Source organism: Acinetobacter sp. AC1-2 (assembly GCF_016124155.1).
Lineage (GTDB): Bacteria > Pseudomonadota > Gammaproteobacteria > Pseudomonadales > Moraxellaceae > Acinetobacter > Acinetobacter calcoaceticus.
The window spans coordinates 1,002,520-1,024,535 of sequence record NZ_JABFFO010000001.1 but is presented as its reverse complement, the minus strand read 5'-3'; the positions used below and the strand labels follow the sequence as shown (position 1 = coordinate 1,024,535).

The 22,016-nt window shown below is 38.9% G+C and carries 22 protein-coding genes; 6 read left to right on the top strand and 16 right to left on the bottom strand.

Annotated features, from left to right (window positions below):
• Nucleotides 1-23: 23 nt before the first annotated feature.
• Nucleotides 24-449 (bottom strand): VOC family protein, encoded by a 426-nt coding sequence (locus tag HL290_RS04785; RefSeq protein WP_003650523.1) that lies wholly within the window; start codon nucleotides 447-449, stop codon nucleotides 24-26.
• A 403-nt stretch (nucleotides 450-852) separates the two neighbouring features.
• Here HL290_RS04785 and HL290_RS04780 point away from each other — a divergent pair, with 403 nt between their 5' ends.
• Complete coding sequence (locus tag HL290_RS04780) at nucleotides 853-1,476, top strand: LysE family translocator (RefSeq protein ID WP_198495759.1); 624 nt, start codon at nucleotides 853-855, stop codon at nucleotides 1,474-1,476.
• A 60-nt stretch (nucleotides 1,477-1,536) separates the two neighbouring features.
• On the opposite strand, the gene HL290_RS04775 is transcribed toward HL290_RS04780, so the two are convergent.
• From HL290_RS04775 to HL290_RS04750, 6 genes are all read right to left on the bottom strand, one after another.
• A complete protein-coding gene (locus tag HL290_RS04775) occupies nucleotides 1,537-2,112 on the bottom strand; it encodes a flavin reductase family protein (protein WP_198495758.1) in 576 nt (191 codons plus the stop codon).
• 14 nt (nucleotides 2,113-2,126) lie between these two features.
• Complete coding sequence (locus tag HL290_RS04770) at nucleotides 2,127-3,272, bottom strand: NADH-dependent flavin oxidoreductase (RefSeq protein ID WP_035362562.1); 1,146 nt, start codon at nucleotides 3,270-3,272, stop codon at nucleotides 2,127-2,129.
• A gap of 72 nt (nucleotides 3,273-3,344) precedes the next feature.
• A complete protein-coding gene (locus HL290_RS04765; RefSeq protein ID WP_265091537.1) occupies nucleotides 3,345-4,058 on the bottom strand; it encodes an SDR family oxidoreductase in 714 nt (237 codons plus the stop codon).
• Between the two features lie 54 nt (nucleotides 4,059-4,112).
• Nucleotides 4,113-4,856, bottom strand: coding sequence for an SDR family oxidoreductase (locus HL290_RS04760; protein ID WP_198495757.1), 744 nt, complete (start codon nucleotides 4,854-4,856; stop codon nucleotides 4,113-4,115).
• Nucleotides 4,857-4,871: 15 nt separating this feature from the next.
• Nucleotides 4,872-5,255, bottom strand: a complete 384-nt coding sequence (locus tag HL290_RS04755; protein ID WP_151767786.1) for a nuclear transport factor 2 family protein — start codon at nucleotides 5,253-5,255, stop codon at nucleotides 4,872-4,874.
• A gap of 183 nt (nucleotides 5,256-5,438) precedes the next feature.
• Complete coding sequence (locus HL290_RS04750) at nucleotides 5,439-6,455, bottom strand: aldo/keto reductase (protein ID WP_198495756.1); 1,017 nt, start codon at nucleotides 6,453-6,455, stop codon at nucleotides 5,439-5,441.
• 87 nt (nucleotides 6,456-6,542) lie between these two features.
• Between HL290_RS04750 and HL290_RS04745 the strand changes: the two genes are divergently transcribed.
• A complete protein-coding gene (locus HL290_RS04745; RefSeq protein WP_198495755.1) occupies nucleotides 6,543-7,433 on the top strand; it encodes a LysR family transcriptional regulator in 891 nt (296 codons plus the stop codon).
• 160 nt (nucleotides 7,434-7,593) lie between these two features.
• On the opposite strand, the gene HL290_RS04740 is transcribed toward HL290_RS04745, so the two are convergent.
• From HL290_RS04740 to HL290_RS04720, 5 genes are all read right to left on the bottom strand, one after another.
• Nucleotides 7,594-7,731 carry a hypothetical protein gene (locus tag HL290_RS04740; RefSeq protein WP_017389666.1) on the bottom strand — a complete coding sequence of 46 codons (138 nt, stop codon included), beginning with the start codon at nucleotides 7,729-7,731 and terminating at the stop codon, nucleotides 7,594-7,596.
• 50 nt (nucleotides 7,732-7,781) lie between these two features.
• On the bottom strand, nucleotides 7,782-8,279 hold the full coding sequence (locus HL290_RS04735) for a nuclear transport factor 2 family protein (RefSeq protein WP_227602192.1): 498 nt from the start codon (nucleotides 8,277-8,279) through the stop codon (nucleotides 7,782-7,784).
• Nucleotides 8,280-8,450: 171 nt separating this feature from the next.
• A complete protein-coding gene (locus HL290_RS04730; RefSeq protein ID WP_198495754.1) occupies nucleotides 8,451-9,470 on the bottom strand; it encodes an alpha/beta hydrolase in 1,020 nt (339 codons plus the stop codon).
• A 171-nt stretch (nucleotides 9,471-9,641) separates the two neighbouring features.
• Complete coding sequence (locus HL290_RS04725) at nucleotides 9,642-10,025, bottom strand: nuclear transport factor 2 family protein (RefSeq protein WP_017389669.1); 384 nt, start codon at nucleotides 10,023-10,025, stop codon at nucleotides 9,642-9,644.
• Between the two features lie 78 nt (nucleotides 10,026-10,103).
• A complete protein-coding gene (locus tag HL290_RS04720; RefSeq protein WP_198495753.1) occupies nucleotides 10,104-11,207 on the bottom strand; it encodes an alkene reductase in 1,104 nt (367 codons plus the stop codon).
• A gap of 102 nt (nucleotides 11,208-11,309) precedes the next feature.
• On the opposite strand from HL290_RS04720, the gene HL290_RS04715 reads away from it, so the two are divergent.
• A complete protein-coding gene (locus HL290_RS04715) occupies nucleotides 11,310-12,281 on the top strand; it encodes a LysR family transcriptional regulator (RefSeq protein ID WP_227602191.1) in 972 nt (323 codons plus the stop codon).
• 579 nt (nucleotides 12,282-12,860) lie between these two features.
• On the opposite strand, the gene HL290_RS04710 is transcribed toward HL290_RS04715, so the two are convergent.
• The 4 genes from HL290_RS04710 to HL290_RS04695 are packed head-to-tail and all read right to left on the bottom strand — an operon-like array spanning nucleotide 12,861 to nucleotide 16,148.
• Nucleotides 12,861-13,349 (bottom strand): GNAT family N-acetyltransferase, encoded by a 489-nt coding sequence (locus tag HL290_RS04710; protein WP_198495752.1) that lies wholly within the window; start codon nucleotides 13,347-13,349, stop codon nucleotides 12,861-12,863.
• A 5-nt stretch (nucleotides 13,350-13,354) separates the two neighbouring features.
• Complete coding sequence (locus tag HL290_RS04705; RefSeq protein WP_000614440.1) at nucleotides 13,355-14,119, bottom strand: ABC transporter ATP-binding protein; 765 nt, start codon at nucleotides 14,117-14,119, stop codon at nucleotides 13,355-13,357.
• Entirely contained in the window at nucleotides 14,116-15,126 is a 1,011-nt protein-coding gene (locus tag HL290_RS04700; RefSeq protein ID WP_198496386.1) for a FecCD family ABC transporter permease, read from the bottom strand. Before HL290_RS04700 ends, HL290_RS04705 begins: the two co-directional genes overlap by 4 nt.
• Before the next feature lie 2 nt (nucleotides 15,127-15,128).
• Nucleotides 15,129-16,148 carry an ABC transporter substrate-binding protein gene (locus tag HL290_RS04695; protein WP_198495751.1) on the bottom strand — a complete coding sequence of 340 codons (1,020 nt, stop codon included), beginning with the start codon at nucleotides 16,146-16,148 and terminating at the stop codon, nucleotides 15,129-15,131.
• 618 nt (nucleotides 16,149-16,766) lie between these two features.
• On the opposite strand from HL290_RS04695, the gene HL290_RS04690 reads away from it, so the two are divergent.
• From HL290_RS04690 to HL290_RS04680, 3 genes are all read left to right on the top strand, one after another.
• A complete protein-coding gene (locus tag HL290_RS04690) occupies nucleotides 16,767-18,314 on the top strand; it encodes a tyrosinase family protein (protein WP_198495750.1) in 1,548 nt (515 codons plus the stop codon).
• 42 nt (nucleotides 18,315-18,356) lie between these two features.
• The gene (locus HL290_RS04685) at nucleotides 18,357-20,321 is read left to right on the top strand and encodes a multicopper oxidase family protein (RefSeq protein ID WP_198495749.1); all 1,965 of its coding nucleotides are present in this window, start codon (nucleotides 18,357-18,359) and stop codon (nucleotides 20,319-20,321) included.
• 302 nt (nucleotides 20,322-20,623) lie between these two features.
• On the top strand, nucleotides 20,624-21,967 hold the full coding sequence (locus HL290_RS04680) for a PepSY-associated TM helix domain-containing protein (RefSeq protein WP_198495748.1): 1,344 nt from the start codon (nucleotides 20,624-20,626) through the stop codon (nucleotides 21,965-21,967).
• Nucleotides 21,968-22,016 lie beyond the last annotated feature (49 nt).

The following is a 22,016-nucleotide window of genomic DNA, read 5'->3' as shown; positions in this document are numbered from 1 at the left end:
TAATATTCGTATCCCTCATTACTTTATTTTGCAAAAAGCTGAGTCATATCTTTAAATGCTTTAAATTCAAGCGCATTACCACACGGATCAAATAAAAACATAGTTCCTTGTTCGCCAACTTTACCTTTGAAACGTACATAGGGTTCAATCACAAACTTTGTACCTAACGACTTTAATCTTTCAGCTAAAGTTTCCCAATCTTCCCAACTTAGAATGATTCCGAAATGCGGAGCAGGTACATCATGACCATCCACAGAATTAGAAACAACTTTTTCTTGATAATCCATTTTAGGATGTTCATGAATAACTAATTGATGTCCGAAGAAATTAAAATCAACCCAGTGATCACTAGATCTTCCTTCTTCTAAACCAAAGACTTCACCATAAAAATTTCTTGCAGCAGGCAAATCATAAACTGGGATAGCCAAATGGAATGGTGCTAAACTCATAGGAACCTCTATTAAATTGACTTTTGTCTTAAATAAAAATTTAAAATAGAAAGGTTTTCCGAGTTAAAAATCTAAAACTTTAGATTCTGTCTTTACTCGTATAATCCTTTATACCTGAATAGGAATTTAAGATAATAAGAATCTTTTTGATCTTATTTACTCACATCCTTTAAACAAATTAATGCTATATAAAAAAAAGCGTATTTAGAAACAAAAATATTTTCTCAAATTAACAAATTATTCCTATATGCAACTTAAGTCACTGTAATTAAACAAATTAAAACAAACAATAATGATTATCAAAATCATAAATGCATATAATATTTTTTTATCTATTTAATAAAAAAATATTGTTTATTATATTTTTATTTAAAAACTATAATTTAAAATTTAATGAACCACTATGACATTATATACTTGGCTCTTGTTTCTATCCACTATTTCTCTCCTATCAGCAATACCAGGTCCTAATATGGTATTCGTATTAAATACGAGAATTAATCAAACATTAAAGGAAACTTTAATATCAACTGCAGGATGTTTACTAGGAGTATTAATATCAATTACAGCATGTTGCCTTACACTCTTATTTTTAAGTAATTTACAAACTATATTTATAAAATTAATTAATGTATTTGGAATTATCTATCTTTTTTCAATTGGAATAAAACATCTAAATCACAACTCAAAAAATTTAAATAATGACAAAATATCATCATTTAAAACGCATGGTAATTTCTTTATTAATGGTTTTTTTATAGCTATTTGCAATCCTAAAACAATACTTTTTATTATTTCATTTTTCCCTCAATTTATTAATCGTAATTCACCTCTGCTCTCTCAATATTTAATACTGATTTTTACTTTTGTTATTTGTGAATTTTCTTGGATGCTAATCTACATTTGGGGAGGTGAAAAAATTAAAGTGCTAATAAAAAAACCAAAATTCTTTTATTTATTTAACAAAATAATTGGTGCTTTCTTTATTTTATTTTCAATATCTCTCATATCCCTAAACTTAACATGATTAAAATATTTACTGTATTGGTTCATTGAAAATCCCCAATACAGTAAAATTAAAGCTAGGCTAAGGTCCTTTATTCACCTTAAGTCCTTGGCCTATAACATAAAATTGTCCACCAGCAATATAATGTAAAGTTTTCAATTCTGTCGGTACATCATCAAATTGCCAGTGACCATCTTTAAAGACACGATCATCAGCCCAAGCACTAACCACCTCTCCAATGAAAAGATCATGAGCTTCTTGATTGTGTGGCTCTGGAATTAGTTTACAGAGTAGCCAAGCTACACAACCTTCGACTAAAGGAGTTTGAAAACCATCTTTGTAAAATAGCTTTACACCAAATTCATTCAATTTATTTGGGTAGTCTTTTAGACTTTCACTTCCAACATCTACAACCATTTGAGCCTGCTGTGCAACAGGAACTTGTAATGCAAACCATCCACTTTGTTCAACTAAAGAACGTGTAAATGCCATTTTATCTAAAACCACTGTGACTTTCGCTGGAGAAAACTCCAATGCACAAGCCCATGAAGCAGCCATCACATTTTCAGTACTTTGATGTTTTGCAGACACCAATACAGTTGGTCCATGGTTCAATAAGCGATATGCTTTTTCTAAAGGTACAGATTGAATTGCCATATTATGCTCAATATTTAAATATCAACTGTTTTCCACTCAGAATCATCTTTAAGTGGGGGTAAATAGGATAAGCGGCTCATATTTTGTTGCCACAAATTATTAGGAATACGATATCGATCTGCTTTATGAGGATCTATTGCTAAAACAATATCGCTCTCGCGCCCATTTGCAATTAATGTTGCAAGATCAGGATTCATCATCACTGCTTTTCCAACAGCAATAAATTCAGCCCATTTGGTTTGATATGCTTCTAATATCTGATCTGCACTAAATAAACTACCGATACCAATTAAGGGTAATTTACCTGCAATTCTTTCATGCAAAAGCTGCATACGTGTTAAGTGGACATCTGCCCCTCTACGTGCTTTTTTATAAAAATCCCAAAGAGATACATGCAAATATTGAATCGGTTTTTCTACTAATGCATCAACTAGGGCAAATGTATCAGCCATGGTTAAACCTTGTTCGCCTGGTTCTTCTGGTGAAAACCGATAACCAATTATGAAATCATTTAATCTATATTTCATTTTGACAGCATGTACAGCATCTACAATCGCTAAAGAAAAACGCATACGTTTTTCAATGTTGCCACCCCATTCATCAGTTCGACGGTTTGATTGAGCTGAGTTAAACTGCTGAATTAAATAACCATTGGCACCATGAATTTCGACACCATCGAAACCCGCTTGAATAGCCAAATCAGCAGCATTAGCAAATGCTAGGATTAAATCATTAATTTCAGAATGAGTAAGTTCACGTGATCCAGATTGAATATCCTCAGATGGCGCAACCTTTTCAGCACCATTTAACAATTCATCAATGCTGAGTTTCCCTCCATGATGAATTTGTAAAATTGCTTTTGCACCTTGAGATTTAATTAATTCAGCAACTGCTTTTAAACTAGGTAAGTCTTTATCGCTAATAGCCTCAGGCTGCCCTATAAATGCTTTACCCTCAGGTGAAACTAAAGTTGCAGCACTAATGAATAAACCAAAATTTTCTGCACGTCCTTGAATAAAAGCACGTTCTTCATGGCTTAAACTACCATCATCATTAGAAGCAAAATGTGTCATTGGAGCAACGACTAACCGATTTTTTATCGTTACGCCATTATTTAAAGTATACGGTTGGAATAAGGGAGAGTATTTAGGATTCATCATATTCATCTTCAATTTAAAAAATCTTTTAACTTAAACTTTGCTTTAAAAAGCATTAAACAGAAACGTAAAACTTCACGAGGAGACCTGATTGAGCGCTTCTGTAATTGGAATGTCACCATCACCCATCGTAATCACCTGACCAATCGTATTTGGAGCACTTAAAATACTTGTAAGTGTCTCTACGACATTATCAATACTGTTACTAAGAGGCTCTGTGACATTAATCTTGATTCGACCACTACCTAAATTTTCTTGCAATGCACCTGGTTGTAGGATAGTAAAATCCAAATTACTTTGATGAACTAACCAGTGATCTGCGAAAAATTTTGCAATGTTATAATCAGTGATATTCTGTAAGAATGACTCACCCCATCGTTCAGGTTGTAATGCAAAAACTGAGCTCAACAGTATAAATCGACGAATCCCCACAGCTTGCGCAGCCTGCATGACTTTCACTGCACCAAAAGCATCAACTTGAAGAAGATTTTTTCCTCTAGAACCTGCAGTGAAATAAATAACATCTATATTTATAGACTCGAAACCTTGAATAATCTTTTGCAAATCAGCCAGCAAATCTAATTCAAAAAAGTGGATATTAGGATTTGTAAAACCCAAAGAGTCCTTGCGGGCTCCTGCAAAAACTGAATGCCCCATTTTTGCCAATGTATTGACCAAATGAGAACCCACTCTGCCATTTGCACCAACAACAAGAATATTCATAAATACACCTTCGTAATAATTACGATTTAATGAAGTGATTAATATCCAACCCTGAGTAAAAAGCATCGCTTCTCCACCTCACATCTTGTAAGAATAGGAAAAGCGAAAGATAAATAGTGGTTACCAATTTTGACGCGTTGGAGAAATGATTAAATCATTCACAGTGACATTTTCAGGTTGATTAAGTGCATAGACTACAGCACGTGCTACATCATCTGGATCTATAGCAATTTTGTTCAGCTCTTGTGCTGCCTTACGACCTTCAGGATCAGTGACTTTGTCTGCCCAGCCTGTATTAATAACACCAGGACTAACTGTATTAACTCGGATACCATGGTTAACACCCAAATCTTTACGCATTGACTCAGTCATCGCTTGTACAAAAAACTTTGTTGCACAATAGATCCCCGCTGCTGGATCTACTTGATGCCCAGCAACTGAATCCATATTCAAGATTTGTCCAGACTTTTGCTCAAGCATAATTGGTAATACACCTGCTATTGCATTCAAATAGCCTTTGATATTGGTATCAATCATTTTGTTCCAATCATCAATTGCTAAATCGCTCCAATATGAAAAAAGCATAAGTCCAGCATTGTTAATTAGAATATCAACAGAGCCGTAAGTATCCTTAGCAAATTGAGCAAGCTTTTTAGCATCATCAAGATTGGTAACATCTGCTACAAAGCCTGTGATTTGATCACCATGCTTTGTTACGTCATTAACTAGTTCATTAAGACGTTCTTGATTTCTTGCAACCGCTATAACTTTAGCTCCTTCAGCAGCCAACATTTTGGCAGAAGCTTTGCCAATACCTGAAGAGGCTCCAGTAATAATGATTACTTTACTTTCTAAATAATTCATGCCCCACTCCAAATATTAATTGGTTGAATGGGTATGATAAATTTTACTAACAACAGTCCACTTACCTTCTACTTTCAATAAGTTAAAGAAGTCTGTAAAGCAAAATCCTGAAATATCATTAGTATCAATACGTGCACTTGCAGCAGTTCCAACGATATCAATATTTACGATCACACCTTGCGCATTTGGTGATGGGCTAAAATCACGATCAATAACATCGAATAACCCTTGGATGGGACCACCAATAAGCTTATTGTCAGCATCTACACCAAAGATAGTTGCGTGCTCACTGAAAGCAGGTTTCATAATGCTGCTATCAGCTTGTTTTCCACCTTCATTATATTTATTTAATACTTCAACAATTGCATTGTATTCAGTTACATAAGTTGGTTTAGACATCTTGGATTTCCTACTTCAGTATGATAATTCAGTCGTGGACAACAGCATTCGGCTTTAGAAGAGAATGTGTGCTCAGCTGTTATGAAAATAGTAGTGCAACCATAGAAATAAATATAATTATAGAATTATATAAACTGTATTAATCAAATTAATATCTAATACTATTGCTAGGTAATTTACGGCTCAATCTGAAACTAGCAATGGGACAGAAGTACTGATGATATTTTTGTATTTCAGTTCATTCCAAAACTCGTAGGGAACTTGCTGTGTATAAGAACTAACATTCTGCATGACTTCAATATCACTTTTAGCCCCGAAAACTAACGAAGTGATCGCGGGATGACTTGCTGTAAATTGCAAAGCTGCTGTTGGGAGAGAAACATTATATTTCAAACATATAGATTCAATTTCTTTAACTTTTAATAAAATATCTATTGGTACTTTTCCATAATTATATCGGGCTTGCTCTATAGTGCCTGAGGCAAGAATTCCGGAATTAAAGATTCCCGCAGCAAAAACAGCTATATTAGATTCTGATAGTTTTTCTAAATCTTTATAAGAATGTTTATGATCTAACAAAGTGTATTGACCGGCAATCAAGGCGCAGTCGATTTCAAATTCTTTTGCTACTTTTAAGACAATTTCAGTTTCATTCACACCTAATCCAATTGCGGATACATCTCTGCTCTTACGCAGTTCATCTAAAGCCCTGAAGCCACTTTCACAAAATTGCTTCCAATATTGATGAGCCCTCTCTCCATGCCATATACTGCCAAGATCATGTACCAATAATAAATCTATATGATCTAATCCAGTTCTTTTTAGACTATCCTCAAAAGAGGACATCACGCCATCGTAAGTGTAATCATATTTATAACCAGAATTTTTTAAATACCACAATGGATCTTTACAATATTCCCCCCGCGTATTTAAAACACGTCCAACTTTGGTACTGACAAGGACATTATTTCTGATCTCTAACTCACGTAGAATAGTACTTAATGTATATTCAGCACGTCCAAATCCATACATCGGTGCGCTATCAAAGTATCGAATACCCTCATAATATGCGGCATTTATAATTTCTTTTGCTTGATCAAAGCTGATCCTACTGTCATAACCAATCTGAACTGTACCTAATGCAAGTTTACTCATAGGTAATGAGCATTCACCTATAAATTTTGATGGTGTTTTTATCATAGTACTAGCGCTTTTAGATAAGGGCTTTGCATATTAGGAAATGCTTTGTTATAAATATAATTATCAAACTATATACTTACTATAAATATGGTTAATATCAATAATCTCGATTTAAATTTACTTAAAGCACTAGATGCATTACTAGATGAAAAGAATGTTACACGTGCAGCTGATAAGTTAGCTTTAACACAACCTGCTGTTAGTAGCATGCTTAACCGGCTAAGAGATCGTTTTGATGATCCATTATTTGTTCGAGCATCATATGGTATGGTTCCAACAGATAGAGCTCTTGCTTTAGCGGAACCTTTAAAGAAAATATTAAGTGAAATTGAGCAATTAATACAACCGCCTATCTTTAATCCAGCGGAACTAGAAACAACTTTCAGAATTGCTGCGACTGATAACGGTATGCATTGTGTAGGTGTACCTTTTACATTAGCTTTAAATAAGATTGCACCAAAAGTCAAAATAGCTCTGATGTCTATTCATGGTCGGAATGTCGAAGCTATGCTGATGAATGGAGAACTTGATCTTATTATAGTGGGTGAACCAACAGTTCCCTTGAACCTTCGTTCACGGATAATCCATAAAGAAAACTATGTTTGTATGATGCGAGAAAATCATCCATTAGCTAATCAAGAGCTTGATATAGATACATTTTGCTCTCTCAATCATGTATTAGTCTCTTACGATGGAGGTGGTTTCGCTGGAGCTACAGATGTTGCATTGGAGAAAATTGGGAAAAAGAGAAATGTTGTAATGTCTATTACAAGCTTTTTATTGTTACCAGAAATTCTTAAAAATAGTGATTGGATTGCTGTTGCCCCACATCATTTATTAGAGAAAGATTCAGGTATTATTTCCAAAAAACCACCGATTGAAATTGGTGGTTATAATAAATTAATGGCATGGCATGAACGCACACACCATGATTCTATACAACGCTGGTTTAGAGATTTTCTTTTGGAAACCTGCTAAATAGAATAAAATATCCATTACATAGAATATTACTATTAGATTAGTAGTTATGCCTTAAAATATTTTTTAAATCTTTTAAGGCTGCTGCAGCTGCCACCTGTGGTGAAAATGCGTATAAATTTTTTATTAATTCACCTAATAATTTACCATTCGTAAAGCCTTACATCACAGCATCTTTGTGAAATGCCTTGGCAATGTCGTCGGTGCTATCAATGCGAAGACCATCGACATATTTTTGCTCAACACCAATCACAACAGTGCAATCACTGGTTGGTACTACTTTTATCTTCTTGATCATGAATTGTTCCTTTTAGATTTGCTTGAGAATTAAGCGTACTAATTCAAGATTTAGTGGTTTGGATACATGTAGAAAATCTTGTTAACTACAGTCCACTTACCTTCGACCTTCAACAGATGAAAGAAGTCGGTGAAAGAGATGCCTGACATGTCATTGGCGTCAATGCGAGCGCTGGCCGCCGTACCAACGATCTCGATGCGGGCTATAGCGGCCTGTGCGTCAGGAGATGGGTGGAAATCCTTGTCGATACCTTCGAACAGAATTGGAATCGCGCCGCCAGCCAGCTTACCATCGGCGCCGACGCTGTACATCGTCGCATGTTGGTTGAAAGCGAGCTTCATGGTGCTGCTCTTGGCCTGCTTGCAGCCCTCAATATACTTGTTCAGCACCTCGGTGATCGCTTGGTATTCTTGCACGTACGTAGGCTTACTCACGGTTTTACCACTGTTAACTTGTTGGCCGCGTGGCAGATCTTCTGCTTGAGCAGTCGCACCCAAGCCAAGAATGATTGCCGCGAAAAATAAAGTTTTGATAAAAATTATTTTCATTTAGTTGCTCTTAATAATAGTTAGAATTACTCATAGATGCGTAGCTGCAAAAAACACAGCAAACATTGCGAGAAACCTCGCTGGTGTAGCTAGGCAATCAGGTGAACGACGTGTTTTCTGTCATGAAATCCCACAGCTCTGCCATGAGCTGTAGGTTCCCTGCCTTTGGGATTACTTACCCAAATTGGCCTTGAGCTCTTGTGACGCCTGCGCCATCGCACTACGAGATGCTGGCAGATGGCTGAATACATTCAACAGTCCAAAATCGTGAATCATGCCGTTGTAGCGTACCGTATTCACTTGCACGCCCGCATCGTCGAGCTTGCGGCCATAAGCTTCAGCTTCATCGCGCAGGATATCGAATTCAGCGGTCAGGATCAGCGTCGGCGGCAAGCCCTTGAGTTGCTCAGTCTTAGCCTGCAGCGGTGAAGCGTAGATCTGCTTGCGTACATTGGCATCGGTCGTGTAATTGTCCCAAAACCACACCATCAACTCCTTCGTCAGAAAGTAACCGTTGGCAAACTGCTTATACGACGGCGTGTCGAAATTTGCATCCGTCACCGGACTCAGTAATACTTGCGAACGCAGTGCAGGCGTGCCCTTCTCATTCGCCATCAAGGCAACCACAGCGGCTATGTTGCCGCCCGCACTGTTGCCAGCTACAGCAAGGCGCTTGCCATCGACGTTGATCTCTTTGCCATGTTCAGCCACCCATTTGGTCGCGGCATAGGATTGCTCAATGGCGACACCGAATCCCGCCTCAGGTGACAGGGAGTAATTGACGAAGACCGCCACCGCGCCCGAACCAACTACAAGGTCACGCACCAACCGTTCGTGGGTTGGAAAATCGCCCAGTACCCAGCCACCACCATGGAAATACATGAACACAGGTAAGGTCTTCTGTTTGCTGCCTACTGGGCGCACAATGGTTAGCTTCAAGTCGCTGCCATTGACGTGGATCGTCTTCTCGCTGACGTCAGCCGCAGGCAAGGCTACTTTGGGGCCAGCTTGAGCGCCCACCAACACTGCACGAGCCTCGGCCGGCGTCATGGTCTCGAGCAGCTTGCCGCCTTCAAGAGATTGCAAGAATTTTGCCGTGTTGTGTTCAACGCCGGGCAGACTGGTTGCAAAAGCATTACCACCCGACAGGGTCGCGACTGAAAGGGCCAGAGCAGAGGTGAGAGTTTTCATGATATTTCCTTTGTAGTGAGTGCACGCGTCAAGGCTGCTAACCGAGATGTTTTTGTCCGAAGTGAAGTAGCCGAAATGGGAAGGCAGCACTTTTCAGGCAAGTAAGCTGGTCGTTCGGCTGCAAAGAAAGGCGCAAGACATTGTGGGAAAAGCCTAATCAGCCACGTGTGTTCAAGGTGCTACGTGAGTGTGATAGATCTTGCTGACCACAGTCCACTTGCCATCGACTTTCAGCAGATTGAAAAAATCTGTAAAGCAAAAGCCTGAGACGTCGTTGGTGTCGATGCGCGCGCTAGCAGCCGTGCCTACGATGTCGACTCTAACGATCACTCCTTGAGCTTCAGCAGATGGATGGAATGCGCTGTCGATGCCATCGAACAAGTTTTGAATCGGGCCGCCGGTCAGCTTGCCGTCGCCATCAACACCGAAGATCGTGGCTTGCTCATTGAAAGCAGGCTTCATGATGCTGCTCTTAGCCTGTTTGCAACCTTCGTTGTACTTGTTCAGTACCTCAACGATAGCTTGATAATCTTGTACATAAGTAGGTTTGTTCATACTTTACTCCTGATTATTAATTCGAGTCGTTATAAAAAGCTGGCCGTTTTATCCAGCATAGATTAGTTGCCCTGTGGCTTACCCAGCTAATGTAGGCCAATCGGTGTAACCCTTTGCGCCGTTGCCGTAATAGGTTTCACGTGGCGCAATAGCGAGTTCAGCTCCCTCTTTCAAACGACGTACTAAATCTGGATTTGCAATAAATGGACGACCAAAAGCCACAGCGTCGACCTTGCCTTCAGTGCGACGGGTAATGGCCAGTTCTAGGTCATAATTGTTATTGCCTATGTATGATCCTTTGAAAAGCGTACGTAAGGCATCAAGATCTACGTTCTCAGGGACGACGCGTGAAGTGGCTGTCGCTCCCTCGACAAAATGCATGTATGCGAGTTGAAAGCGATTAAGTTGCTCAATCAAGTAGCCATATGTCTGCATGACTTGACTATCTAATGGCGTGTTACCTGCATCTGGTGTCACTGGAGAAAGGCGAATGCCTACGCGATCATGGCCCCAGACTTCGACCACAGCTGCAGTTACTTCCAACGTGAGTCGGCAGCGATTTTCGATGGAACCGCCATATTCATCACTGCGATGATTGGTCGAATCGCGGAGGAACTGATCAAGCAAGTAGCTATTGGCAGAATGTACTTCGACACCGTCAAAGCCAGCACGTTTTGCACATACGGCGGCGTGTCGATATTGTTCGATGATGCCAGGAATTTCGGATGTCTCGAGTGCTCGTGGCATAGAGACATCCATCATTCCATTTTCAGTATAGGTTTGGCCTTCTGCTCGAATCGCCGAAGGCGCTACCGGTGCTGCGCCATCCGGCTGCAGATCTACATGCGAGAAGCGGCCCACATGCCACAATTGGCAAACAATAAGGCCACCAACTGCATGTACTGCATCTGTGACTAATTTCCAGCCTGCTACTTGCTCTTCAGTCCAGATACCCGGCGTCAATGCATATCCCCGCGCCTGGGCGGAAATATTAGTCGCTTCACTAATAATCAGACCAGCACTGGCACGTTGCGCATAGTAGCGAGCATGCAATTCATTTGGTACGCCATCTAGTCCCATACGACTACGAGTTAACGGGGCCATAACAATTCGGTTAGCAAGGGATAACGCACCTATTTTGAGTGGTGAAAAAAGATCCGTCGATGAGCGATTAAGCTTCATTGTGACTCCTATTGTTAACTGATTTGCGTGATGAAATTAATTGATGTAAGCAGTATGAAGATAGGAGATAATGACGTAAATAAACATAAGTGGAGATACAGTATGAACAAAAAAGTCATAATGCAGAGTCCAACTCGTGCTGAGGGTGTAGAAGATTTACTCACTTCACCACCAGTGCATCTTCCGGGTCTTTTAACCTTCGAGGCTGCCGCCAGACATTTGAACTTCGCTCGCGCCGCTGCAGAAATCGGCGTCACGCCAACTGCTGTATCACGCACTATCAAAAATGTGGAAACGCAACTGAATGTTCGGCTATTCAACCGCACTACACGCAGTGTAAGTTTGACCGAGGCTGGTGCGTCATTGAACGCAGCACTAGCACCTGCGCTTGCTCTGATTAAAGATTCCTTGTCACAAGTCTTGCTCGCGACCGATCAACCATCTGGCACAGTGCGCCTCAACTCTTCGTACGTCGCATACCGCATCTTTATTGAACCGCATCTGGCTTCCTTCTTTGAAAAATTCCCGCTGATTAATGTCGAGGTTTCACTGGATAATCAACTGAGCGATATCGTCAACGCTGGTTTCGATATCGGCATACGCATGGGTAAGAGGGTGCAAAACGACATGGTCGCTGTGCAGTTGGGAACGAGGCAAAAAAGAATTGTAGTGGCTGCCCCTGATTACTTCCGCAAGCGGAGTGAGCCCAAGACTCTTGAGGACCTGTTAAAACACAATTGCATTCGACAGCGCTATTCCGTAGGTGGCAGACTCTTTGAATGGAAGTTCGAAGATCAAGGTCAAATGGTACAAATCGATGTTCAAGGGCGCTTTATTTTTGACGAAATGAGATCTACCCTTGATGCTGCAATACAAGGCCAAGGTATCGGTTTCGTCTTCGAAGATTTTGCGAAGCAAGAGTTAGCAAGCGGCATGCTGCGGCAGATACTGAAGCAGCACAGTGGATTGGATGACGCTTTTCATCTCTACTATCCGCATCGCAAACACATGCCCGGAAAGTTACGTGCGTTTGTTGATTTCATGCGTAGTGCAAATAGGGCTGAAACGTCTTGATTTAATAGCCCTAAACATACACCAAAGTATTGAGTAATCAGCATAATTGAAATAGGCCATTTATATTTTGAAATTCCAAGAACCGGATGTAGAGCGTTTACTTGATTCAAATTTAGTAAATTAAAGATTATGAAACTTTTGATGAAGAGGCTAGAAGCAAAATAGTATTAATTTTACGTTATCTATTAAAAGAAAAACTACCTATTGATTCTTCGACCTGTGAAATCCTAAAATATCGAATACAAAAATTAATGCCAATAGCACAATTATTAAAGAAATTGACAATTACAGGTCTGGACTTTTTGAGAAAATAAAAATTGAAAAATATAATAGAATTGGTAGAGAAATAATTAAAAATTGGATTGATTAGCTTTAAGATTAATCAAAATTTTTATCAATCTCTACACAGTAAACACGAATTATTAATAATTAGATTTTAATACAAACTGAAAAGACTATAAATAGTAGTCCTTTCTAGAACAATTTCTGTATTAATAAAATGAAACATCCTTGTTCAGTAAAATTATGGGCTATCCACCTACCCATTTTCTAAAAAGATTTCATACTCAGAATGAAACGCTATAAAGATTTACTCATGTGGATGGTGTCATACGTCTCGATCCATTCTCGATTAATGACTTCAAAGCCTTGTAGAGTCCAAAACGCTTCAGCCGCAGGTAAAAATGGATGAGTGTGCAAATACAAAGTGGCAATTCCATTCTTTTTTGCATGACTAAATAACATGTTGCATAGCTGAGTTGCGATGCCATTACGGCGGTATTCAGGCAATACAAATAACTTAACGACTTCAGCCGTATTGGACGGCAAATTTAGATCAAAACGATGGTCATACGCCCGATATGCAATGGTGCCAATAATACGTTTTTTATCTTTTACCGTAATGAAGCGGCCCAATGGATCATTGACATAATATTGCCCAAAATTTTTTAAATCTTTGGGAACTTGCCCATGATAGATTTCTGGGAATAAAAGCTGTCTAGTATAAAGTGCAAACTCTACCGCAGATGCATAGTCTGATTTGTCGGCTAGCTGATAGTGAAGTGTCATATTTTTTACAGCCAAGAATGGTCAGGGATAACAATGGTTTTGTCTTGAATCATGGCTTCATGGAACTCAACATCATAGACACTTTTTAAAAACTTAGGATCGGTGATTCGTGTTTTAGACTCAGGCTTAACCACCTCATGTTGGCGCATAAAAAACAAATGATCTGCAAATAAAAAAGCCAAGTTGGGATCATGCATAATCGCAATCACCGTAAAATTTTGCCGCGACAACTGACGCAATTTTTTCATTAAATAAGACTGGTAATAAACATCGAGATGGTTGGTTGGCTCATCGAGCAAAATGACTTTGGGTGCTTGCACTAAAATACGCGCAATCATGACCAATTGCCTTTCACCACCTGATAGTTCGGTATAAGGACGGTCACGTAAATGCTCAATGTCTAAATCAAGCAAAGCTTGGTCAACACGTTCCCAATCTGATTTTGAAGGTCTATATCTGCTAAAAGCAGCACGTCCCGTAATCACCACATCTTTAACCAAAAATGGAAATACGGTTTTATGAAACTGCGGTAAAAAACCGAGTAATGCAGCCCGATCTTTACCTTTAAAGTCCGATAATGGCTTTCCTGAGTAACGAATCAATCCATCTTTTACGGGTTCTAAGCCAGCCATCAACTTAAAAAGTGTCGATTTCCCGCAGCCATTACGCCCTAAAATGACTGAAAACTGATTTTCAGGAAACTCCAGATGAATATTTTTAAGTACCTGTTTGTGCCCATAGGCATAATTTAACTGATCAATTTGAATCATGCCCAATGAGTCCTCTGTGTTTTCATTAATAATAAGAAAAATGGCGCACCAAGTAACATGGTAAAAATACCAATCGGTATTTCAAAAGTAAGTAAAACCCGAGAAAAGTTATCAATCATCAGTAGAAAACTACCACCCAACACCATATTGGCAGGAATACTGTAGCGGTGATCTGGCCCAACCAACATTCTCACAATATGCGGCATAAACAGCCCATATAGACTAATAATGCCTGCCGCAGCAACTGAAGTTGAAGTACAAACGGTCACCAGAATAATTAAAACCAGCTGTTCCCAGCGTGGGTTAACACCCACAGCCTGCGCCTCTTCAGCACCAAGTGCCATTAAGTTTAAGCGCCAACGCATAGCAAATAATCCAGCAAGCCCAATACAAATCGGTAGCACGGCGTATTGAACCTTTTGCCAAGAAGCCTGATGTAAGTTGCCCATCGTCCATTGCACAATAGCTTGCAGCTTAAATGGATCACTTAAGTATTGAATAACTGTAAGCCCTGCCAAAAAAAGCCCAGAAACAATCATGCCCGATAAAATAACCATCACTAAAGACGTCTGGCTTTCATGTTTTTGATGAGCAAATAAATACGTTAAGGCAACGGCGCACACACCAAAAATAAAAGCGGATAGATTGGGTGAGAGCCAACTTAAAGAAAGTGCCAAAGCTGCACCGAATGCCGCACCAGATGAAATACCGAGTACATAAGAATCGACTAAGGGATTACGAAACAATGCCTGCAAGCCATTACCCGCGGTTGCTAATGCAGCCCCCACCATAAAGGTCAGTAAAATTCTAGGCAGTCTGACATTCACAAGAATATTTTGCATCAGTCTAAATTGTTCAGCATCAAAATATGGTGTACCGAAGACCGCTTGCACCCCCCACCGCAAATAGTCCCATGCACTCAAGGTCTGAGTTGGCCCAATGAGCAGCGAGATAAAAATCATTACCACGGGTAACGGGTAAAACCAATAATATTTCAGTTTTTCTATATTCATTGCACCAACGCTTTTGCAAGGTGCTCACCATACAACTTGGTTAAAATACGCTGTTGTAGAGCACTTACAGGTAAATCGGACTGTTCAGGATAAATACTGTGATTCAAATAAATCGCCGTAATAATGATTTTGATGGTATGGGGGTTATATATAAATGCGGGACTCAAATTAAAAACCTTTCGGTTTTGTACAGCGCTTAAGCCTTGTAATTCTTTTCGTTCATAAATCAGTTTTGGGTTGGTATTCCAAAGCACGATATTGTCTGGGTTCGATTCAATTAAAGTCTCGGGGTTTACATTAGGTTGATTGGCATTGGTCTGAACAATGTTGTAAGCACCCGCCAGCTCAATAAAGTCATTAGTAATAGACTTGCGACCAGAGGTAGAAAAAATTCGTCCACCTGACCATGCATAATAAATCGATTGTTTATTTGACTGACGTGCAGTTTTAGCTGCGACTTCCGACACAATTTCATCAGAAAAACTTAAAATTTCTTGAGCACGCTTTTGGGCACCACTAAGCACAGCGATTTCAGATAGCTCTTCTTTCACTTGCTGGTAAGTACCTGACTCCATCACATATACAGCAATGCCAAACTGCCTTAACAGTTCAATTGTTTGGGTTTGTCCGCTCCCCACAATCACCAAATCTGGTTTTAACAGCACCAGACTTTCAGTATTGGTGGCATTTGCACCTTGCGAAGGTGTAGCAAGCTGTTTATTAGCAATACGTTGATCGATTTTTGAATAGGCATTAAATAATAATGGTTGGATGTATACTTCAGCTGGTATACCAATCACTTTATGGCCTTGCCCTAACATGTAGAGGCCATCTAAACCTGACTCAAACAAAGAAACAATTCTTTGTGCTGGTTTATCTACACAGACTTTTGTATTTGTACTATCAAACACACATATCGAATGGGGCTTTAAGTTTTCTTGAGTTTTTCTACTTTGTTCAGATGAAGAGCATCCACATAGAATGAGTAAAGTGAGTATTGAAACCAAAAATTTCATTACAGCACCCAACGCACAAATACAGTGCAAAATAAAAAAATGCGTCTATTTGGTGCATTTTTCATGTGAAAAACACACCATAAGTGATCAAGAATATTTGAAGCATAAGTAATACGGCATTCAAATCAAGTGTTGTGCTGAAGATAAGAGTAATTAAGCAATAAAAATGCCAGAATTACAAAATAAACTTAATAATCATGTGATTGTGATTTTTAAAACTCGAAAAATGAATAGTCATTTCCAAAATATTTAGAATTTGCTTTAAACCATTCAACTGAAATCACTTACTTTTCAATATTTAAATTTAATCAGAAAAATAATGAGACTGCATAACCATAAAATTTAAAAAACAAAACACATTACACAAAAATATAATTAATTTTATTTTAAAAACATTTTAAATACCAATGAGAAACAACACATTAAACAATTAAGTTTTTCTAAAAAATTACAGGATTTAAAATTAACTTTCATCATTATTAATATTAAACATAAACCTTTAATAATAACTATTTTATATGCTAGATTAATGATTAAGAATTACCCAACCTAAGGGTAAATTCATACATTACAAATAATCAAATATAAGAACATTAAACATGACAAGGATTTAAAATCATGAAGAGAAAGTATTATATTTTAGGCACTCTATTATTTAGCATGAGCTTAACAACTCATGCTGACTCACTACGAATGAGTGCGACGGAGTTTGCAAAAGATCCAGCCAAAGTAAGTGCATTACAAAAAGGTTTGGAAAAAATGCGAGCAAATAATAATGCTCCCCCCTTATCACCGGAGTTTCGTACAAGCTTTAATTACTGGGCCAATACGCATGGTTATTTTGGTACAGGTACACATGCAACAGACAAAGATTATTATGTTAATCAATACCGTATGCCACAGTGCTTACAGATATATAGTAAAGCAGTATGTGACAGTTACTATAAACATATTCAAAATTCAACAGTGCCAAATGATGGCTTTACCGATGAAGTTTGGGGTACATGCCAACATGGCAATCTAAATTTCTTACCGTGGCACCGTATGATGCTTTATTTTTATGAGCGAACAGTACGTAAATATGTGGGGCAAAATTACTCCCTTCCTTATTGGGACTATTACGAAGAAAAAGCTGCTAATGGTCAAGGCTTAGCACTGCCTAAATTGGTCCGCGGAAAACAGGCTGGTACCTTATATGATCAGTTCCGTACCCCGGGTTTAAATACAAATATCAGCGCCATAGATCCAGATAATGCCAGCGCTGCTCAAGCATTTAAATGGGATAACTTCACAGACTTCTCTAACCAGTTACAGTCTCAACCTCATGGTGTAATGCACTGTGCTGTAGGTAAAAACTGTGTATTGCCTGATATGGGCTTTGTACCTATTGCAGGCTTAGACCCCGTATTTTATATGCACCATGCCAATATAGACCGCTTGTGGCAATGCTGGCTAAATAAAAAAGCGAATGGGCAACCGATTACGCTTGAATGGGCGAAGAAAAATTTAGGTATGCCAGATAGTTGGTATGACACCCGATACACTTTTGCAGATGAAAACGGCAACAAAGTCACCATGACCATTGCTGATGTATTCACCCCTGGTAAAATTCCAGTTCGATATACCAATGAAAATGCTTGTAAAGTTCAAGCACCTGTCATGAGTAGTAAAGGTGCTGAAAAAGCAAACCTATTTAAAATGAATCATAAACCAGTGAGCAGCAATAAAACCATTAAACTTATGGGTGTAACACAAAAAGTAGCCTTAGCCCCTCAAACTGCAAGTTTCTTAGAAAACTCTAGTCAACTTACTCAAACAACGCTCTCATCGGGACAAACCTATTTAATATTAGATAATGTCCAAATGATTGGTAATCCAAATCTAACCTATAAGATTTATCTATCTTCTAAAAATAAACCTGACCAAAAAATTTATGTTGCCACAATTAACTACTTCGGTGTGTTAGATCATGACCACGGCGGGCACCCAGGTCATATTGGTCAATTGGTTTATCAAGTTAGTGATCAGGTTAAGCAATTAGGCATGCCTGCTGAAGACTTAGAAGTTCAGTTTGTTGCTACTGATTTAACGCTTGATCAAGTGAAAGAAAAAGTAAGCTCTCAAGGACTCAGTATTTCTCAGGTTCGCTTAGAAACTTCAAAATAATAATTAAGGGAGAGGCCTGATTTTTTCAGGCCTATATTCATTATGAAAATAGCTCATTTAATATTATGCACGCCTCTAACTTTGCTTAGTTGGTCTGCATCAGCAAATGATTCTGCTGAACGTGTATTAGAAGATCCACCCGATATGGCTGTTGCACGTAATCATGTCGAATTACTTGCTGCACCGAATCCTACAAAGTCATTAACAAATGCACCGCAAATGCAATCTTCAAACGAAGCATTGTTTACTTGGGAAGTTAAAAAAACGAGGAACAGACTTTGGAACCCAGCGACAAATCGTTATGACGAAGTCCTTTTACGTAGTTACCAAGGTACAAATACGCAGCCCAATACGCCTTATATTGCTCCGACAATTGAAGTATTTCCCGGAGAAACCGTACGGGCAAATTTAGATAACCAACTTGATATAGACCCGATTACTCACAAAAAATTTCCTAAAGACCCAAGTTGTACTGGCGACCATTTTGATGTGAATAAACCTCATTGTTTTGATGGCACCAACATGCACACTCACGGTTTATGGATAAATCCAGCAGGAAATAGTGATAACGTTTTAGTTTCAATTAATCCGGGTGTTAATTTCCAATATGAATACAACATTCCACCCGATCATCCAGCCGGAACGTTTTGGTACCATCCTCATCGACATGGTTCAACTGCTATTCAAGTTGCAAGTGGCATGGCGGGTGCGTTAATTATTCGCGGATATCGCCAGCCTACCCCAAATAAGTCAGGTGATTTAGATTTACTCACCTATGGTTTCAAAGAAAGAACTCTGGTTTTTCAGCAAATCCAATATGCTTGCTACGATGCTAACGGAAAAATCGAAACCGATCAAAATGGCAACTATATTTGCCAAAACAATCAAATTGGTGAAATTAGAGATTATCAAGGTTTTGGCCCTGGCGATTGGGGAAAATCAGGACGATATACGAGCATCAATGGAGAAGTTCAACCCTTCATCACTCAAGCGGTTGCAGGACAAGTTGAGCGTTGGCGAATGGTACATGCAGGTGTCCGCGACAGTATCAACCTGAGCGTTCGTCAAATGCAAAATATTCCATCCAAACTCAATTTGACACCAATGGGTGAAAAGAAATTATTAAGTGAAAGCTGTACAGGACCTATTGTGAGTCAACACATCATCGCAGCCGACGGTCTAACCCTCAAACAAGTTATGGACAAAACAGTAACCGTTTTTCAACCAGGTTATCGTTACGATGCATTAATTCAATTCCCACAAGAAGGTCGTTATTGTTTAATTGATGAAGCGGCTTCTGCTTCTGCTAACGTGGATCGTACATTTTCACAGAAACACTTACTCGGTATAGTTCAAGTCAATAAAGCCAGCTCTGCAACGCAGTCTTTAACAACGGCTTTAAGCAATAATGCATACCGAAATATTGCCCCAGATATGCGTCCCGCAGTGCTTCAAGATTTAGAACAAAATCTAAAGCTCAGCCACTTTGTTCCTCATCAGGACCTACCAGCAACATCGAATAGACAATTTTTAGAATTTAATATTGATACTAAGGCTAATCCAACTCAGTTTCAGGTGGATGGAAAACCATACAAACCAGACCGAATTGACCGTACGCTCGAGTTGGGTAAAACCGATGAATGGATACTCACCTCTAAATTAGCCAGCCACCCTTTTCATATTCATGTAAACCCATTTCAAGTGGTGGCAGTATATGACCCTAACGGTAAAGATGTAAGCGATATAAACGCCGTGGATGACTATGACAAAACGGCTGCTCCTGACCCACAATATCGTGGGCTAAAAGGTACATGGAAAGATACAATCTGGGTTAAAAACGCACAAGGAGCCAGTTATAAAGTCGTTGTGAGAACCAAGTACCAACGCTACATCGGTGACTTTGTATTGCACTGCCATATTTTAGATCATGAAGATCAAGGCATGATGCAAAATATTCGAATTAGTCTTCCTGATGGAAATGGTGGCGTTTCACAAGGCCATCACTAGTTTTGGACTGCAATAAAACTTTATTCTAATAAAACCGCTTATTTTAATATAAGCGGTTTTTTTCAATACTAATAAAGAAGCAAAACAGTTTGAATTATAAGTTGTAGAGTTATCAAATAAGGTCTTAAATAGTAATTAAAAAAAGGCATAAAATTTACCAAGCAATAAAAACTGCTTAATTGTTAGGCCAATTTATCTACATAAGAGCTAATTAAATAATTTAATAGCAGTTACAGCTCAATCAACATTAAGAGAAATAAGTCGTTATAATCCGCCCAACACCTGATAGACATTATCTTCTGATGCTGACCCATTCATCCTTCTGGCGTAGTCTTTATCGTTTAATTCATATTTATGCTGGTATTTTCATTGCACCATTTATATTGGTCGCTGCATTCACCGGCTTACTCTATGCAATTACACCTCAACTTGAACAAGCAATTTATAAAGATGTTCTATACGTTGAGCCATTGAACCAAGCGCAATATAAGCTCAGTCAGCAAATTGAAGCCGCAAAGCAAGTAATGCCCAAGTCTGCACAGGTAATTGAAGTTAGACCAGCCCCAAGCACTGATCAAACAACTCGTGTCATTTTCTCAGACCCGATCCATCATTTTACAAGTGAAGCCGTTTTTATTGATCCTTTTACACTTAAAGCCAAAGGCCATCTAGCAGTTTATGGTACCAGTGGGGTTCTGCCATTTCGAACTACGCTCGACCAGTTACATAGCAATTTATTATTAGGAAAATGGGGGCGTTTTTATAGTGAACTGGCAGCAAGTTGGTTAGCCATTTTGACTTTAACTGGACTGTATAATTGGTGGAAACGTCGTCAAAATCTAAAAATCAGGCAAACACAAAAAAATAAATTATTGAGATGGCATAGCACGCTTGGTTTAATTTTATTTCCGCTCTTATTATTCATTGCAATTACTGGTCTTACATGGTCCGAGTGGGCTGGAGATAATATTCGGGTTGCTCGCCAATGGCTCAACTGGCAAACCCCAACATTAGCAACTTCTCTTCAGACAGATAATTTACCTACAGTGATGCATCATGAACATCACGAGATGCCACACAGTGAAAATCTTAATTTAAATATTGTGTCAGGTGAGTACGATACCGCTCTTTCAATAGCCAGAGCACATGGCATTGAGGCGGCACAAATACAAATCAAACCACCCACGAGTGGAAATCAAGCTTGGACTGTGGCCGAGATTCAGCGTAAATGGCCAACTCAAGCAGATAGCATCGCAATTGATATGGAACAACATAAAGTCATCGATCAAATTGCTTTTAAAGACTACTCACTGGTGGCAAAACTCACTCGTTGGGGAGTCGATGCTCATATTGGTATGTTATTTGGTTGGATAAATCAGTTGGTTCTCGCACTTTATGCGCTTACGCTTTGTATCATGATTATTTATGCATATAAGGCTGCGTTTAAAAACTCAAATTTAAAACTCATGACCACTCACTTTGTTGGTCAAAGCTTATTTATTTGGAAGCGTGCAACTGGCCAGCAAAAATTGTGGCTCATGTTGGCGAGCATTGTATTAGGGCTAAGCTTACCTGTTTTTGGTTTTAGTATTTTATTTACGCTATTCATCTTTGCAATACGTAAATACATCCCTTCCAAACCATAAATCTTTATTTTAGTTAGGAGTTAGGCTCAAACTTTGCCTAACTCCTTTT

Coding starts and splice junctions, on each gene's coding strand:
- HL290_RS04785 (WP_003650523.1), bottom strand. CDS start 449: ATGAGTTTAGCACCATTCCATTTGGCTATCCCAGTTTATGATTTGCCT.
- HL290_RS04780 (WP_198495759.1), top strand. CDS start 853: ATGACATTATATACTTGGCTCTTGTTTCTATCCACTATTTCTCTCCTA.
- HL290_RS04775 (WP_198495758.1), bottom strand. CDS start 2,112: ATGGCAATTCAATCTGTACCTTTAGAAAAAGCATATCGCTTATTGAAC.
- HL290_RS04770 (WP_035362562.1), bottom strand. CDS start 3,272: ATGATGAATCCTAAATACTCTCCCTTATTCCAACCGTATACTTTAAAT.
- HL290_RS04765 (WP_265091537.1), bottom strand. CDS start 4,058: ATGCTTTTTACTCAGGGTTGGATATTAATCACTTCATTAAATCGTAAT.
- HL290_RS04760 (WP_198495757.1), bottom strand. CDS start 4,856: ATGAATTATTTAGAAAGTAAAGTAATCATTATTACTGGAGCCTCTTCA.
- HL290_RS04755 (WP_151767786.1), bottom strand. CDS start 5,255: ATGTCTAAACCAACTTATGTAACTGAATACAATGCAATTGTTGAAGTA.
- HL290_RS04750 (WP_198495756.1), bottom strand. CDS start 6,455: ATGATAAAAACACCATCAAAATTTATAGGTGAATGCTCATTACCTATG.
- HL290_RS04745 (WP_198495755.1), top strand. CDS start 6,543: ATGGTTAATATCAATAATCTCGATTTAAATTTACTTAAAGCACTAGAT.
- HL290_RS04740 (WP_017389666.1), bottom strand. CDS start 7,731: ATGATCAAGAAGATAAAAGTAGTACCAACCAGTGATTGCACTGTTGTG.
- HL290_RS04735 (WP_227602192.1), bottom strand. CDS start 8,279: ATGAAAATAATTTTTATCAAAACTTTATTTTTCGCGGCAATCATTCTT.
- HL290_RS04730 (WP_198495754.1), bottom strand. CDS start 9,470: ATGAAAACTCTCACCTCTGCTCTGGCCCTTTCAGTCGCGACCCTGTCG.
- HL290_RS04725 (WP_017389669.1), bottom strand. CDS start 10,025: ATGAACAAACCTACTTATGTACAAGATTATCAAGCTATCGTTGAGGTA.
- HL290_RS04720 (WP_198495753.1), bottom strand. CDS start 11,207: ATGAAGCTTAATCGCTCATCGACGGATCTTTTTTCACCACTCAAAATA.
- HL290_RS04715 (WP_227602191.1), top strand. CDS start 11,310: ATGAACAAAAAAGTCATAATGCAGAGTCCAACTCGTGCTGAGGGTGTA.
- HL290_RS04710 (WP_198495752.1), bottom strand. CDS start 13,349: ATGACACTTCACTATCAGCTAGCCGACAAATCAGACTATGCATCTGCG.
- HL290_RS04705 (WP_000614440.1), bottom strand. CDS start 14,119: ATGATTCAAATTGATCAGTTAAATTATGCCTATGGGCACAAACAGGTA.
- HL290_RS04695 (WP_198495751.1), bottom strand. CDS start 16,148: ATGAAATTTTTGGTTTCAATACTCACTTTACTCATTCTATGTGGATGC.
- HL290_RS04690 (WP_198495750.1), top strand. CDS start 16,767: ATGAAGAGAAAGTATTATATTTTAGGCACTCTATTATTTAGCATGAGC.
- HL290_RS04685 (WP_198495749.1), top strand. CDS start 18,357: ATGAAAATAGCTCATTTAATATTATGCACGCCTCTAACTTTGCTTAGT.
- HL290_RS04680 (WP_198495748.1), top strand. CDS start 20,624: ATGCTGACCCATTCATCCTTCTGGCGTAGTCTTTATCGTTTAATTCAT.